13 protein-coding genes and 1 riboswitch are annotated in these 15,234 nt (G+C 40.2%); of the genes, 4 read left to right on the top strand and 9 right to left on the bottom strand.

Going from position 1 to position 15,234, the window contains the following annotated elements; genetic code table 11:
• Positions 1–67 precede the first annotated feature (67 nt).
• Positions 68–1,363, top strand: a complete 1,296-nt coding sequence (locus ACYQ0N_RS01580; protein WP_177532366.1) for a dockerin type I repeat-containing protein — start codon at positions 68–70, stop codon at positions 1,361–1,363.
• A 44-nt stretch (positions 1,364–1,407) separates the two neighbouring features.
• On the opposite strand, the gene ACYQ0N_RS01575 is transcribed toward ACYQ0N_RS01580, so the two are convergent.
• The 7 genes from ACYQ0N_RS01575 to ACYQ0N_RS01545 all read right to left on the bottom strand — a co-directional run bounded on the left by ACYQ0N_RS01575 (position 1,408) and on the right by ACYQ0N_RS01545 (position 7,811).
• Positions 1,408–1,932: an adenylate kinase gene (locus tag ACYQ0N_RS01575; protein ID WP_460161672.1), complete on the bottom strand. Its 525-nt coding sequence runs from the start codon at positions 1,930–1,932 to the stop codon at positions 1,408–1,410.
• 78 nt (positions 1,933–2,010) lie between these two features.
• Positions 2,011–3,321 (bottom strand): phosphomethylpyrimidine synthase ThiC, encoded by a 1,311-nt coding sequence (thiC, locus tag ACYQ0N_RS01570; protein WP_177532364.1) that lies wholly within the window; start codon positions 3,319–3,321, stop codon positions 2,011–2,013.
• Positions 3,322–4,110 carry a bifunctional hydroxymethylpyrimidine kinase/phosphomethylpyrimidine kinase gene (gene thiD, locus ACYQ0N_RS01565; RefSeq protein WP_177532430.1) on the bottom strand — a complete coding sequence of 263 codons (789 nt, stop codon included), beginning with the start codon at positions 4,108–4,110 and terminating at the stop codon, positions 3,322–3,324. It lies immediately after the preceding gene.
• Entirely contained in the window at positions 4,110–4,757 is a 648-nt protein-coding gene (gene thiE, locus ACYQ0N_RS01560) for a thiamine phosphate synthase (RefSeq protein WP_177532363.1), read from the bottom strand. Before thiE ends, thiD begins: the two co-directional genes overlap by 1 nt.
• A 39-nt stretch (positions 4,758–4,796) precedes the next feature.
• Positions 4,797–4,894, bottom strand: a riboswitch (TPP riboswitch).
• 8 nt (positions 4,895–4,902) lie between these two features.
• The gene (locus tag ACYQ0N_RS01555) at positions 4,903–5,970 is read right to left on the bottom strand and encodes a branched-chain amino acid aminotransferase (RefSeq protein ID WP_460161671.1); all 1,068 of its coding nucleotides are present in this window, start codon (positions 5,968–5,970) and stop codon (positions 4,903–4,905) included.
• 26 nt (positions 5,971–5,996) lie between these two features.
• On the bottom strand, positions 5,997–6,122 hold the full coding sequence (locus ACYQ0N_RS01550; protein WP_460161670.1) for a hypothetical protein: 126 nt from the start codon (positions 6,120–6,122) through the stop codon (positions 5,997–5,999).
• A 129-nt stretch (positions 6,123–6,251) separates the two neighbouring features.
• Entirely contained in the window at positions 6,252–7,811 is a 1,560-nt protein-coding gene (locus ACYQ0N_RS01545; RefSeq protein ID WP_460161669.1) for a glycosyltransferase family 39 protein, read from the bottom strand.
• 285 nt (positions 7,812–8,096) lie between these two features.
• Here ACYQ0N_RS01545 and ACYQ0N_RS01540 point away from each other — a divergent pair, with 285 nt between their 5' ends.
• Genes ACYQ0N_RS01540 through pyk form a run of 3 tightly spaced genes read left to right on the top strand, consistent with a single transcriptional unit; the run spans position 8,097 to position 12,492 of the window.
• Positions 8,097–9,437, top strand: a complete 1,341-nt coding sequence (locus ACYQ0N_RS01540) for an exopolysaccharide biosynthesis polyprenyl glycosylphosphotransferase (RefSeq protein ID WP_177532360.1) — start codon at positions 8,097–8,099, stop codon at positions 9,435–9,437.
• Between the two features lie 26 nt (positions 9,438–9,463).
• On the top strand, positions 9,464–11,032 hold the full coding sequence (locus tag ACYQ0N_RS01535; RefSeq protein WP_177532359.1) for a hypothetical protein: 1,569 nt from the start codon (positions 9,464–9,466) through the stop codon (positions 11,030–11,032).
• A gap of 38 nt (positions 11,033–11,070) precedes the next feature.
• On the top strand, positions 11,071–12,492 hold the full coding sequence (gene pyk / locus ACYQ0N_RS01530; RefSeq protein WP_177532358.1) for a pyruvate kinase: 1,422 nt from the start codon (positions 11,071–11,073) through the stop codon (positions 12,490–12,492).
• Between the two features lie 47 nt (positions 12,493–12,539).
• On the opposite strand, the gene ACYQ0N_RS01525 is transcribed toward pyk, so the two are convergent.
• Both ACYQ0N_RS01525 and ACYQ0N_RS01520 read right to left on the bottom strand, forming a co-directional pair.
• On the bottom strand, positions 12,540–14,705 hold the full coding sequence (locus tag ACYQ0N_RS01525; protein ID WP_460161668.1) for a glycoside hydrolase family 9 protein: 2,166 nt from the start codon (positions 14,703–14,705) through the stop codon (positions 12,540–12,542).
• A 118-nt stretch (positions 14,706–14,823) separates the two neighbouring features.
• Positions 14,824–15,207: a cytidine deaminase gene (locus ACYQ0N_RS01520; RefSeq protein ID WP_177532356.1), complete on the bottom strand. Its 384-nt coding sequence runs from the start codon at positions 15,205–15,207 to the stop codon at positions 14,824–14,826.
• Positions 15,208–15,234: the final 27 nt, after the last annotated feature.

Genomic DNA, 15,234 nt, shown 5'->3' with positions numbered 1-15,234 from the left:
ACATAAAAATTATTGACAAATATATAAAATAATGATATAATTATACAAAAAAGAGGAGAAAATTTCCATGAAACTTAAAAATAAAATTGCCGCTATAACATCAGCCGCAATAGTCATAACGTCGTTGCTAAGCGGCGCGTCTGCCGAAGAAAACGCACAGATTCGTAAAATTAAAGGCGATATAAACAGAGATTATATTATTTCTGTTGCCGACGCAGTCGCACTTAGTCATTGCCTTACCGGCAAGGCGTTTCTGGAAGAAGGCGACGAGTATTACGCCGATATTAATAACGACGGAGCAGTTGACGCCTTTGATCTTATGCTCCTTCGCAGAACTATACTCGGAATACGCGAACAGGATATTGAAGAGGAGGAAACAACCGAGCCGCCTGTTACAACTTCCCCGCCGATAACAACAGAGGTTTCAACTACCGCTGTAAGCGATCCTGTTACACAAACTACGTCATTTACAGAAACAACTGCGTATGTCACCACAACTGAAACAATAACCACGACAATCGAACAGATAGACTTGAGCGACATGCCAGAGGAATATAAATACGCCCTTGATTGGGTATGGGAAAACAGGATAACAGCGGAAAAATCCACTGAACGCTGGAATACGATTTTCGATCAGATAGACGCAGGAAACGGCACACTTAACTATGTAGTAAGATGGCAGTCTTATAAAACGGTTTCACTTGAGCAAAGAATACAGCTTGAGGAAATGATTGAGAAATCCGTCAATGAATGGACAGATTATCTGATCGGTTACGACGACTGGAAATACGGTCACATTGACGTAAATGTCGTGGGATGGGCGGTTATAGACGAAAGCGTAATACTGGATAGACAGTCTGACGAAATTATTTATACAAATTGCACTCCTTACGACAGCCAGTATGATACCACCAATGGCAGGGAAGAAATACCGGTATGGCTTCCAAATGCGCCTGACGAGCTTTCACGTATGTATCATTTTGATACAAATATAGGCTTTGATTACCCCGGCGGTCTTGATAAACGGTTTGATATGTATCTTTGGGCAACTCAGGGATTCCCTGATATAGGAGGCTGCGGAGGAGACTGGGGACAGCGGCTATCTGATAACGCTTATTTAAATATGTTAGACGGAACAGGTATCCACGTATTCCAACACGAGCTGGGACACGGTTTCGGTATAACTGACTTTTACGGCGGAGAGGGAGAATCCGACGGTTTTCCGCCCGGAGGATTCCCTGAGCCTACTATAATGATGGCCGGAAACTCTATGGAAATTACTAATTATGACGGATGGCAGCTCAGATATATCTGGAGTAAAATAAAGGATCAGTCAATAAACGGCAATAACAGATTCAGTTAATAATATAATTTAAAAAAAGGGAGCGATTATATATCGCTCCCTTTTTATTTCATTTTATTTAAGTTTATATCGCATTCATATTCTTTATCAATTAAAATATATTTACATTTATATTTTTTGCACAGTAAAAGATTCTTTTTGTTTTCATTCAGCAAAAACTCTTTGGTACATAACTCATGATCAAGACGATTTTCAATAATACAAGCATATTTGTTTATGTTATCATAATTGTTTTCAATATAATTTTCTGTCATTATTATACAGTAAAAGTCAATATGATAAAGATATTCGGTATCAAAATATCTTTGCCAGTCAAACGGTATATAACATCCCTCAATTATAAGATTCTGATTATTTTCTATCGCCGTTTTGATTATTTCCTTAATAACAGGCCATAAATATTGTGTTAATTTATCGTCGTCTTCCGGAGTTAAATCTGTATATCCGCTTCGTATAAGTCCCATTTTCAGATGATCCGCAGATAAATAAGGAAATTTGTATTTTTCAAGCATTCTTTGAGCCAATGCTGTTTTACCCGTATGTGTAGCTCCGGAAATCAAAATTACCATAGCGCCAACTCCCTAAATTTATAAAATACCAAAGCTGTCCTATAATTTCAAGGACAGCTTTCAATACTAAATCAAAAGTTATTTCTCACTGCAAAATTCAACCTTTTCGCCCGCAAGTATCATATTTGTAGTTCTCATTGCACACATCTTTCCGCACATTGAGCATGTATGCCTATCTTTCGGAGGAGTGCTTTCAAAATATGCCTTTGCCTTTTCAGGATCTATAGCATATTTAAACATTTCATCCCAATCTACTCTTCTGCGGGCGTCGCTCATTTTATTGTCTATATCTCTGGCATTAGGAATACCTTTAGCTATATCGGCGGCATGAGCGGCAATCTTTGAAGCTACTATACCCTCTCTTACATCGCTTTCATCAGGCAATCTTAAATGCTCCGCCGGCGTTACATAGCATAAAAAGTCGGCGCCGTTTGCCGCGGCAATGGCCCCGCCTATAGCCGAGGTTATATGATCGTAGCCGGGCGCTATATCTGTTACAAGAGGTCCGAGAACATAAAACGGCGCGTTATGGCATAAACGCTTCTGAACGGTCATATTTGCGGCAATTTCATTCATTGCCATATGGCCCGGACCTTCAACCATTACCTGAACATCCTTCGCCCACGCTCTTTCAGTTAAAGCGCCAAGCTCTATAAGCTCTGAAATCTGACCGGCATCAGTACTGTCATTAATGGATCCAGGTCTTAGTGCGTCCCCAAGGCTTATAGTTACGTCATATTCTCTTAATATATCTAATACCTCGTCATAATATTCATAAAACGGATTTTCATTTCCGGTCATTTCCATCCATGCAAAAAGAAGCGAACCGCCTCTTGAAACTATATTAGTAAGCCTTCCCTGACGTTTAAACGCCTCAATTGCTCTTTTATTTATTCCCGCATGAATAGTCTGAAAGTCGACGCCCTCCTTAGCGTGAGCTTCTACAACCTTAAGAAAATCCTTAGCGGTTATTTCCAACAGATCCTTTTCAAGGTATCCGATAGCGTCGTACATCGGAACTGTTCCGATCATTGCAGGCGACATCCCGATAAGTTCCTGACGAAAAGTATTTGTTTTTCCGTAGTTACTTAAGTCCATTATGGCTTCACAGCCGAAATCAATTGCCATCTGAACCTTTTTCATTTCCATATCATAATTTTTGCAGTCGCCGGAAATTCCAAGATTAACGTTTATTTTAGTTCTAAGTCCCGAACCGATTCCCTCCGGACTTAACGCTTTATGATTTACATTAGCGGGAATGCAGACGCTGCCCTCTGCAACCTTTTGACGAAGCTTTTCCGCTTCAATATTTTCTTTATCCGAAACAATACCCATTTCCTTTGTAATAATTCCTTTTTTTGCGGCTTCCATTTGTGTTTTATAAATCATTTAGCGACCTCCGTTTTTATAAAAATGATTAAGCGGTCCCCTTCCCTTTCCAAGATCAAGACCATACCTTATAGCTCCGGTTATATAATCCTTAGCATTCTTTACGCTTTCAGCCATACTCCTGCCGAGAGCCAGATTAGCGGCAATAGCTGAGGAAAGCGTACATCCTGTGCCATGCGTATTGGGATTTTCCAGCTTATCTGCTTCAAAAGAATAAAATCTATTACCGTTATAAAGAATATCTTCAGCGGAATCGGTTAAATGTCCGCCCTTAATAAGAACGCTTCCTCTGCACATTCCGTAAATTTTTTCAGCAGCAGATTTCATCTGCTCCCTGCTTTCAATAGGTACTCCTGCTAATACTTCCGCTTCAGGCAGATTGGGCGTTACAATATCAGCAAGAGGAAACAGCTTCTCAATAAGAGAATCCACGGAATCCTCTGAAATCAAACGATGTCCGCTGGTAGAAACCATAACGGTATCAAGCGCTATATTTTCAGCATTTTCCTTTTCAAGAAATCCAGCCACGGTATCTATAATATCCCGACTCGACAGCATTCCGATTTTGACAGCGTCAGGTCTTATATCATTAAAAACCGACCTTAACTGCTTTTCTACAAAATCAGCCGGAATGTCAAATATACCGTCGACTCCCATAGTGTTCTGAGCAGTAACCGAGGTTATAACGCTCATTGCATAGCAGCCATTAGCTGAAACTGCCTTTATATCAGCCTGAATACCCGCGCCGCCTATGCTGTCGCTGCCGGCGATAGTAAGCACTGTCTTCATCATACATTCTCCAATGCTTTCATTGCAACACTTTTTAAAGTCATAGCTGACGTCCTGATATCATCCTGTGCAAACAATGAAGATACAACCGCTACTCCGGCAATGCCCGTATCTTTAAGCTGCATCATATTTAAATAATTAATTCCGCCTATAGCTACGACAGGGATAGGTATCTTCATACATATTTCTTTAAGCTCCTCCAAAGAAATAGGCGTTGTATTTTTTTTAGTCGGAGACTGAAAAACTGCTCCGCAGCCAAGATAATCGGCTCCCGCCGCCCATGCCGCCTGCGCTTCATGCAAATTGTGAGCCGTTGCGCCTATAACGGCGTCTTCGCCCAGCACCCGCCTTGCATACAGCAGATCTCCGTCTTCAAGGCCAAGATGTACGCCGTCTGCGCCCGACTGATCTGCAATTTTTATTGAATCATTTATTATAAGAGGAACTCCGTATTTCCGGCAGACAAGCTTTAAATCCTTTGCCATTTCCAGTATTTCCTCGTAAGACTTGTTTTTTTCTCTGAGCTGAACTATAGTCGCGCCTCCTTTAACAGCGTCTTCGACAGCTTCAGCAAGACTTATTCCGTTTTTCAGACATGAAGAATCAGTAACAGCGTATAGTCTTAATTGTTTATTTACTACTCTCAATTTTTCACTCCTAAAAAAGCGTACCCGCAAAAAAGGAGTACGCTGTTTAATCAATACTCCCTTCGCCGGCATTATCCGTTCAGGTTTAACGGGTTTATTCTCAGCCTGTTTGACAGCAAGCACCCCGGATTATCTTTATTCTGTTTTAATTCAGTTCTACAATCCAGCCGTATTCGTCCGGTATTTTTCCCCACTGAATTCCGGTCATAGTATCATAGAGCATCTGTGAAATTTTTCCGATCTTATTATCGTTGATTTCCATGATCTTATCATTCCATTTCAGATGTCCGACCGGAGAAATAACAGCCGCTGTACCTGTTCCGAATACCTCGTCAAGCTTTCCGGCATCGTAAGCGTCGGCGACCTCCTGAATAGAAATTTTTCTCTCCGTTACCTTATAACCATTTTTACGGCATATTTCTATAGCGGATTTTCTTGTGATACCCGGAAGCACAGAACCCGTCAGCGCAGGTGTAATTACCTCGCCGCCGATAACAAAGAAAATATTCATCGAACCGACTTCTTCAATATATTTCTGCTCAACGCCGTCCAGCCAGAGAACCTGTTCATAGTCCTGCTTGTGAGCCTCGTCCTGACCTGCAAGTGAAATGGCATAGTTCGCCGCTGTTTTGACAAAACCTGTTCCGCCTCTTACAGCTCTTACATAATTGCTTTCAACATATATTTTCACGGGATTCAGACCTGTTGAATAATATGCGCCTGACGGTGAAAGTATTATCATAAACAAATAATGGTCGGCCGGTCTAACGCCTACATACGGATCAGTGGCGATTATAAACGGTCTTATGTAAAGCGACGCGCCCTCCGTATGAGGAACCCAGTCCTTTTCAACATTTAAAAGGGCTGTCAGCGCCTCTAACGCGTCGTCAACCGGTATTTCAGGAATAACCATACGCTTGTTAGACGTATTAAGCCTTTTGAAGTTTTCATCCGGACGGAAAAGCTGTATCTTTCCCTCCGATGTCCGATAAGCTTTAAGGCCTTCAAAAACCTCCTGACCATAGTGCAGACACATTGCGGCCGGAGACAGGGAAAGATTCTGATAAGGAACGATCCTTGCGTCATGCCAGCCTTCGCCCGTATCATAGTTCATAATAAACATATGGTCGGTAAAAATATGTCCGAAACCAAGCTTCGTTTCGTCTGTCGGCTTTTGTTTAAGCGTTTTTGTAAGTTCCATTCTGATATTCATTTAATAAGACCCCTTTTTTGTCTGTATCAGTCGCAGACAGTAATATATTTTTTTTGGAATTTACTTTTTAATACTGCAATCGCCGCTGCTGCACCGACTGCAATAGCGGATATCATAAAAACGGTCAACAAAACTTTATTGCATTTTTTCATTTTCATGCATCTCCCAATAAACTTTAAAAAACTTTTGCTTTTTATATTATATCATAATTTTTTTGATTTGGCTATATAGTTTTTTAAAAATCATAAAATTTTCTTTAAATATTCAAATCTTAGCCATATTTAAACTGCATTTTTCAGAGAACGGCGTATTTCTATTGTTTTATGATCCGAAAACCGCCTGATAAGAACAGCGTAAGCCGCCTTTATAGACGACGCCGACGCCATAATGAACAGCGGAGAGAAATTGACAAGATATCTTGACCGGGTTTCCCATATGACAAAAAATACAAATACGCCGCATATTATAATCTTCAGCAGAATTTCTTTTCCGTCCGTTCTGCCCGAAAACGCTCCGACGGCAAACGAAAATGTAATCATTGCCAAAAGCATAAATTGATATACGGAGCAATACCATTTAAAAACTATATTGCCGGTAACAAAGTTTTTAAGCATAGTGGCTTCTCCGCCGTATTTTTTGTCAAGACCGAGATAATAGCCTATGAAATACGTTCCGTCTCCCCATGTCCAGGAAATTTTCTTGGCCAGATGCTTCATCATTCCAAAAAGACCATAATCTGAAATTCTCTTTTTTATCTCATTTAGATTCGCTTCCTTCTTCTGGTCATAATCGCCGCTGTTTACTGTAAACCAGTAATCGTCCAAATAAAAGCCCCCTCTGTCGTGGAGTCCCATCATAACCCAGTGAGTAGGGGGAAATTTGATTTCCTCCAATTCTTGCTTATCAGCTAAATCAAAGCTTTTAATAAATGCCGAGCTTGCCGCCGACGCAATTACGATTCCGCTTAATAACACACAGGCGGATCTGAAATAAGCCTTACGGTTGAGCTTTGTGCAAAAATATATAAGATAAAGCAGGAACGCTGGTATAAGAATTATAACGCTGCCTTTGATTTTGCAGCCTATAACCAAAAACAATCCGCTGAAAAGAAGCTGTACGACAGATTTTTTAACGCTTTTATTTTCCATGCCGCTAAGGAACATATAAATCGACGCCATTACCCAGGGCATACTCATGGAATCCGTATAAAAATACGGAGTATATGTGTAAAATACTGAAAATCCAGCGCCTATTACAGCGCAAAAAAGAGGAGTAAATTTATCCCTGCTTATTTTTTTTGAAATTAAATACAAAAAAATAAACGACACGTTAAGACCAATAGTATTAAGAAGTATAGGAGCAGCCAAGGGCATTACTCCCGATACGTTACGGCAAAGCGAATAAACAAGAGACAGGATGACAAGCAGAGCCTGATTATTCGGATACCTTACAAAATAATCCATATGTCTTTCAGGAAGATTATTATAAAGGTCGCTTTTATCCCAGGTAAGGCAAAAATCCCTTGCCGCCCTGTCAACATATCCAAGATCAGAAACTGGAGTAAATTTTAAATAAAATGCGGATATAAGTTGTAATACAAGAACAGCCGCCGCAATTACAATAAATATTTTATCTATCTGTTTCCTTGTTAAGCGGACTGTCTTTTTTTTAAGAAAACCGTAAATCAGGATAACGCCCGCTGTAAATACCATACCGCAGACAACTGTAAAGGCAATTGCTGCCGGCGAATATTTTATAAATCCTCTTACAACTGCTGAAATCATTACAAGCAAAAATATAAGAGCAAAACCTCCCTGAAACGCTTTGCTGATCCTAAGCATATTTAATTCCCCTTTTTATTTTTTCTTTATGTACTAATTATAAAATATAAGAGATTAAATGTAAATTGACATTCTGACAGATAAATATGAAAATTTATCCTGTCGCATTGTGTGTTATTACAAATAATACACTAAATACACTTAAAACAGTCCGCAGTAATATTTTTCCCAATTTATCTGCCGATATACGGAATCTCTATTGACTAAAGCTTTCTGATTTGTTATAATACGTATAAGTATAAATATGCTTTTTTAAGAAAAATTTGCAAAGAGAGATTATTTTTAATGAACAAAAACGAGCAATATAAACGTATAATTTCGTTTTTTTCCAGCCTGATCCTTATTCTGTTCCTTTCAGGAGTGTTTATTTATATATGGTATGAATATTACAGCGACGCTATCGTGCTTCCGTTTTACCGCCGAGGTAACTGGGTAGTGATTTTTATTTATATGATACTGACGCTGCTTTTTTTCAAAGCTTACGGCGGTCTGAAAATGGGATACCTAAAAAGGTCTGATATGCTTTACTCTCAGTCAATATCAATGGTGGCCGTAAACATAATAACCTATTTCCAGATCAGCGTAATAGGAAGAGATTTTATGAAGGTCATTCCTATGATATATATGACGGCGGCAGACCTTATAATCATTTCCGTCTGGATTTTCTGTAATAACAGGATTTATCTCAAGCTTTATCCGCCGAGAAAGCTGATAATAGTATACGGAAGCAGAAATGCCGAAACGCTTACTAATAAAATGAGCAAACGCGAGGATAAGTATATGATATGCGAATCCATTAGCATCAAAGAGGACTTTTCACGGATTAAAAATGAAATTTCAAGATATGACGGAGTAATAATATGCGATATAAGCGGTAAGCTCAGAAACGATATTATAAAATATTGCTTTGAAAAATCCAAAAGGATTTATATTTCTCCTAAAATTTCAGATATTATTATAAGGGGCGGAGAGGATATCCGGCTTTTTGATTCGCCGCTGCTGCTTTGCAGAAACGAAGGATTATCCTTTGATCAGCGTCTGTTCAAAAGAATATTCGATATTTTATTTTCCGTTATCGGACTTGCCGTTTTGTCGCCAATTTTTCTAATAATTGCGGCAGCAATAAAAATAGACGACCGCGGAAAAATATTTTATAAACAAAAAAGGCTGACAATGAACGCAAAAGAATTCTATGTTTATAAATTCAGAAGTATGATTCCCGACGCGGAAAAGGACGGAATCCCAAGGCTTGCTTCAAATTCAGACTCAAGAATTACCAGAGTGGGCAAATTTCTGAGAAAATGCCGTTTAGATGAAATACCTCAGTTAATAAATATTTTACGAGGAGATATGTCCGTTGTAGGCCCGCGTCCGGAACGTCCGGAGCTTACAGAAAAATATGAAAAGGAAATGCCTGAATTTCGTTTTCGTTTAAAAGTCAAGGCCGGTCTTACGGGATATGCGCAGGTTACGGGAGTATACGATACCACGCCTTACGACAAGCTGAAAATGGATCTGATGTACATTGAACGTTATTCAATGGTAATGGATCTGAGACTTATTTTAATGACATTGAAAACTATAATTTTTCCGGGCGAAATGAATTCAAACGAAAAAAATAAATAACTGTATTTTACAGAAGGTGGATAAAATTGAAAGGATCAGATAACTTAAGGGATTTCGTCGCCGCCTATTATCCGCAGGATGAGCAATCGGCAGCCAAAGGAAAATTTTCAAAAAAATATCCCGGCGTTCTGACGGAAATTGAAGTATTCGGAGAAAATCAGAACTCATTCAACCAAAAAGCCGCGGATTGCTTTAATGAATTAAACGACCGTCTCATGCGTCTTGAAGACGCTCTCGCCGCAGAAATACAGGCAAGAAAGAAAGCTGAAGCTTCCGTCTCGTCTTTAAAAAAGGAACTTGACTCTGTAAGACTTCGCTCTACCCTCAATTCAAACCAGATTGAGAAAATCGACGGCGCGCTCGTAAAATACAGCGAACGCACTGAGGATTATGTGCTCCGTATATCCCCCGGAGCAAGGCTTAAGGACTGTCCTAAAGGGTGCCGCGAGGTTGATATTGACGCTCAGATAAACATGCCTGAAAGATTTGAAGGTATTAAAAACTCTTTAGGAGAAGAACGTGAAAAAAAACTCCGCGATTTGGAAAAGGTATGTATGAAGGCTGTAAGCAGAGAGCTTTCATATTTTAACGCGTATGAAGAGGTAGTAATCGACTTTTACGGCAGAGAAAAATATGCGGAAATTATTTATAAAAACCTCTGTAAAAACAGTATTTATAAAATAAATTCCGGCGAAGCTACAGGAAATTCCGGCAGATATTTCGTTTACTGCGGCGATACGGCAAGTATTCCTGAAAAAGCCGTTTTGAAATCCGGAATGATATTTATAACGGGCCATAATCCTCTTGAAGGGTTATCAGAAGCTTGCGTCGACGATTTAAGATTTCTTAACGACTGCGGTATTCACAGCTATACCGCAATGAATCAGGACGCCTATACGGCGCTCAGGGAAGCCGGTTTCCGCTGCGTTTCAATTTCGTCGGCAGAGGAGCTTGCCTCTGGAAATATAATTGCGGCAATTGAAGACGGTATAGAAAACGCCATACCAAACGGGGCGGAGAAATATTCCGTAATTTCAGATATACTTTTCCGTGCAGGAAAAAGCTTTATACGCTCTAATAATGATATTATAGATTTTATAATGAACAACAAGCTTAAATCTGAAGAGCCTGAAATAAAATGTATAAATTCTCTTGAGAAAACAGCTTTAGCAGCAATTATAAAAAATTATTTTTCAGCTTCCGATATAACATCGACTGATCTTTCTCAGGAATCCTCAAACAAATATGACCTTATAACCGGTTTTGACTATATAAGCCACTTTGAATACAAAAAAAGAAAAGAGCTTTACAATAAAGCAAGAGATATGCTCAACGACAGCGGTTTGCTTGTTTTCAGCGGAAAGGACCCTGTAACAGGCATTAAATTGAGAGCTATCGACGGATGGGAAAAATACCCCGTCTACGAAGCTATGTGGACGTCAGGTCAGCTTATATCTGAGCTTGAGGAAAACGGATTCCGAATCAAGTTTCTTATTCCGACGGGAACAGGTTTATACGATCGTCTTCCGTCTAAATATAAGAATATACCCTCTCTTTATATTATCGGGGCGTCGCCTCTGAAGCAGGGAAATTAATAAGGGATAAATGATTTGTTATTTCAGGAGGAAAATTTATGAGAAAGACAAAAATTGTCTGCACAATCGGCCCGGCAACAAAATCGGAAGATATGATGAAAAAGCTAATAGAACACGGAATGAACGTGGCTCGTTTCAATTTTTCACATGGTAATTACGAGTACCATAAGGAATGCCTTGAAACGTTGAGAAAGGCTGCGGCAGAGCTCAAGCTTCCCGTCGCTTCAATGATGGATACTAAAGGTCCAGAGGTAAGACTTGGTCGTTTTGTTGACGATAAGCCTGTGGAAATCAAAAACGGAGACATCTATACTCTAACGACAGAAAACTGTCTTTGCACCGATAAAATCGGCAGCGTAACCTTCAAAAAGCTTCCTGAAGACGTAACAGTCGGAACGCGTATACTTATTAACGACGGCGTAATAGAGCTGCTTGCCGAAAAGGTGACTGCTACTGAAATCGTGTGTCGTATTATCCACGGAGGCAGGCTTTCTAATAATAAGGGAATAAACGTACCCGGAGTAAAGCTTTCGATGCCTTATTTAAGCGACGCGGATATGAGCGATCTTGAATTCGGCGCTAAAATGAAATATGATTTTATTGCCGCAAGCTTTGTAAGAACTGCTGCGGATATAAATTATCTCAGGAGATATACGCAGAGTCTCGGCTGGTTCAATGCAAGAATCATCGCCAAAATAGAAAATTTAGAGGGCGTTGAAAATATAGACGAAATACTTGAAGCTGCGGACGGCATAATGGTCGCAAGAGGCGATATGGGAGTTGAAATACCCTTTGAAAAGATACCCGCTATTCAAAAGGATCTTATTCATAAGGGTTATAATGCCGGTAAACAGGTTATTACCGCAACTCAGATGCTGGAATCAATGATTATGAATCCAAGACCTACCCGTGCTGAAATAACCGACGTTGCAAACGCTATTTACGACGGAACAAGCGCTATAATGCTTTCCGGCGAAACTGCCGCCGGCGAATTCCCCGTTGAAGCCGTAAGCGCTATGGCGCTGATTGCAGAAACCACTGAAAAGGATATCGATTATAAATCAAGATTTCATAAAAGAGAAAACGATTCGAACCCCAATATTGCAAACGCCATATCACACGCAACCGTTACAACAGCCCATGATCTTGATGTAAAGGCAATAATTACCGTTACAAAGGGCGGAAGTACTGCGCGCTTGATTTCAAAATACAGACCGCTTTGTCCTATAATAAGCTGTACGACAGACGATACCGTATGCCGTCAGATGAATATGTCATGGGGAGTAACCCCTCTTGTAATAAGCGAAGAAACTAATACTGACGAACTTTTTGAGCACGCCATAGAAGCCGCTAAGGAAAACGGCTTTGTAGAAAAAGGCGATAAGGTAGTTATAACAGCCGGCGTACCGCTTGGAGTTTCAGGCACTACTAATCTTATGAAGGTTGATACTGTAAAATAAAAAATACCATATAAAAAAGCGGCTGTTTAACAGCCGCTTTTATTTTACTATTTATTTAATATAAGTTTTCTGATTCCAATGGAATCAAATACGTTTACCGCCTTATCTGAATTATAATCGGCATTATTGAACGCCTCTTCAGAAATTGCATTTAAATTAAGTAAATATTTATTGATTGCAACAATATCCGCTGACGAAATTTTTCCGTCCAAATTAACGTCGCCTTTTAGCGCCGGCAAGTCTTCTTCGGTAGGCTGGCTGGTATCAGGCGAAGTACCGTCCGGCTCTATTCCGAAAACAAGCTTTCCGTTATGATAAACAGTTATCTTATCGGTTTTAATACCATCCTCCGCATTCAGAATATCCTGATTGGAATAATCATTTGAAGCGTCCCAGCCGGATCCGTAATTCGGATATACCAAAGCGAGCATTGTTTCACACTGATGTCTTCCCTCTGAAATCGGAAGCGCTGCCGCTCCGTTAGGATATGAAACCTCTATATAATAAACATTATCCTTGTATTGGGTTATAGGCGAAATAACAGCGGCATATTCTTCGCCGTACATAAGAGCCTGATCTCGGTCGACTCTTACGACAATATCGTTTGGAGAATAACCTGCCGAAATAACCTCCGATACGTCAAAGTAATAACGATAAGACATATTGTCAACAACTCTCGCCGGCCAAGCAGTATGATTGGTAAATTTAAGACTCAGTGAAACACCGCTGCCTGACGATTGCTTTAGAGCCGCTTCAACGTAAAATTCATCGTCACGCTTTTCAGGCTCAGGAAAATCAGGATCTGTTGCTCCGCCGTATTCATCGGTCATTTTTGCTAAAAGACCGGTGAAGCCCGCATTATAATCGCACGCGACCTCATTGTTAATAAAATTCTGTCTGTCGTCCTCATATTCTCCATTTTGAGTAGGGCCTCCTACTAATGCGCCGTAAAGAATATGTCTATTATTCGGAGGATTGCTTAAGTCGTTGTTCCATGACGCATGTGCGGTTCTATGATGGGCGTTAAGCGGATAATTTTCACCGTAACCTACTACAAAGCTCTGATTCAGCGGATTATCTCCAAGGCAATAATTGGCCTGCGCTTCATAAAATGACTTATAATCAGCCGTATCCCCAAGCGGAAGAGTATCGCATGCAACCGCAGTTAAAAACGCTGCGGAAGTTGCATATCTGAGACAGCCCCATGAATCAATCCATCTGAGACCGCCCTCAAGCTGTGTCACATTATAAGTCCAGTAATCCAGATGCTTCTTAACGCGGTCTATATATGTCTGGTTCTTTGTATTCTGAGCATAGAGAACCATGCCTCCCTGCATAACATCGTCCCAGCACATTGCCCATGTATATTTTAATTCGTCAGAGCCAAGCTCCTTGTCAAGAAATGGTATATAGCCCGTAGCTTTATCAAGATATTCTTTATTTCCGGTAGCCTTATAGAGCCAGTTTGCAGCCCAGAACAATTCGTCATAAAAATGCGACGAACGGTAAAAGCCCTGCGCGTCACTGTCGTCATATTCGGCGTTGCTCTTTGCCGTATCCGCAATTTTAAAAATATTTTCAGCATGCTCAAGGTAATAATCAGTTTTGTCCGAACGTCCCTGCAAAGCGCAGTATCCTGCCGCAAGAGCCGCCGCCATTTCGCCGAAAGCGGCTGAGCATTTCGTGCCTGCATAATATGGCCTGCCGTTATAATTGCCGTTTTCATTCATGCCATATTCATAAAGCTCAACCGGACCCCACCATGTATGATCCTGCTGACCGTTTCCAACCTGAAATACTACTTTATCGCCGAGATCGCATTTGGCGAGATAATCCAGAACAAAGGTAAGGTTATTTACATAATTAGTCATTTCTCCGCATTTATCAATCCCATCCGAGTATTGATAAAGACCCCATGCAACCATAGAGGCCGAATAGGCCATAGGAAGATTGAATTTAACATGATCCCCCGCGTCATACCATCCTCCTTTAATAAAGTCATCGACCGTGGAATCTGCGCGCCATTCGACTCGATTCCATTCAGGAAGAGGCCCCGCCTGCTGACACTCGTAAAAATAAATAGATTTCTGAAGCGCTTCAGCATAATTTAACTTAATATCCGCGGCTTCCGCCTGACCGGAGCCGTATGCTCCCGTAGAAAATGATGTAAAAGTCAAAACGGCTGCGGATAAAAAAGCAGTTATTTTTTTCATTGATTTCCCCCCGATAATTTCTTATGCTTTAATTATTACATTATTCCATGCATTTGTCAATAACTTTTATAAAATTCATACAATTTCAATGTTATTGAAACATTAAGAAATCCATGTATTAATCTATTTCAAATGTATACGGCAATAATTCCGATAAATTTAATACCCTATCGGATAACACGATTTTAAAATCCTTATCGCAAAATTCTGTCATAACCTGAAGACATGCTCCGCAGGGATAACAAACTGCTCCGGCATTATTTTTGCCTCCGGCAACGGCAATTGCCGAAAACTGATTTTTTCCCTCTGAAACTGCCTTAAAAAACGCTGTTCTTTCTGCACAGCAGCCAAGAGAATAAGAAGCGTTTTCAACATTGCAGCCTGTAAAAACACTTCCGTCCGAGGTAAGCAGAGCCGCCCCCACCTTAAAATCAGAATAAGGCGCATATGAATTATTTCTTGCATTCAACGCCTCATTAAATAGAAATTTATAATCGTTCATTAAAATAACTTCTCCAACATATTTAAT

It is taken from the genome of Ruminococcus sporogenes (assembly GCF_054655175.1).
This window is presented reverse-complemented; position numbering and strand designations above follow the sequence as displayed.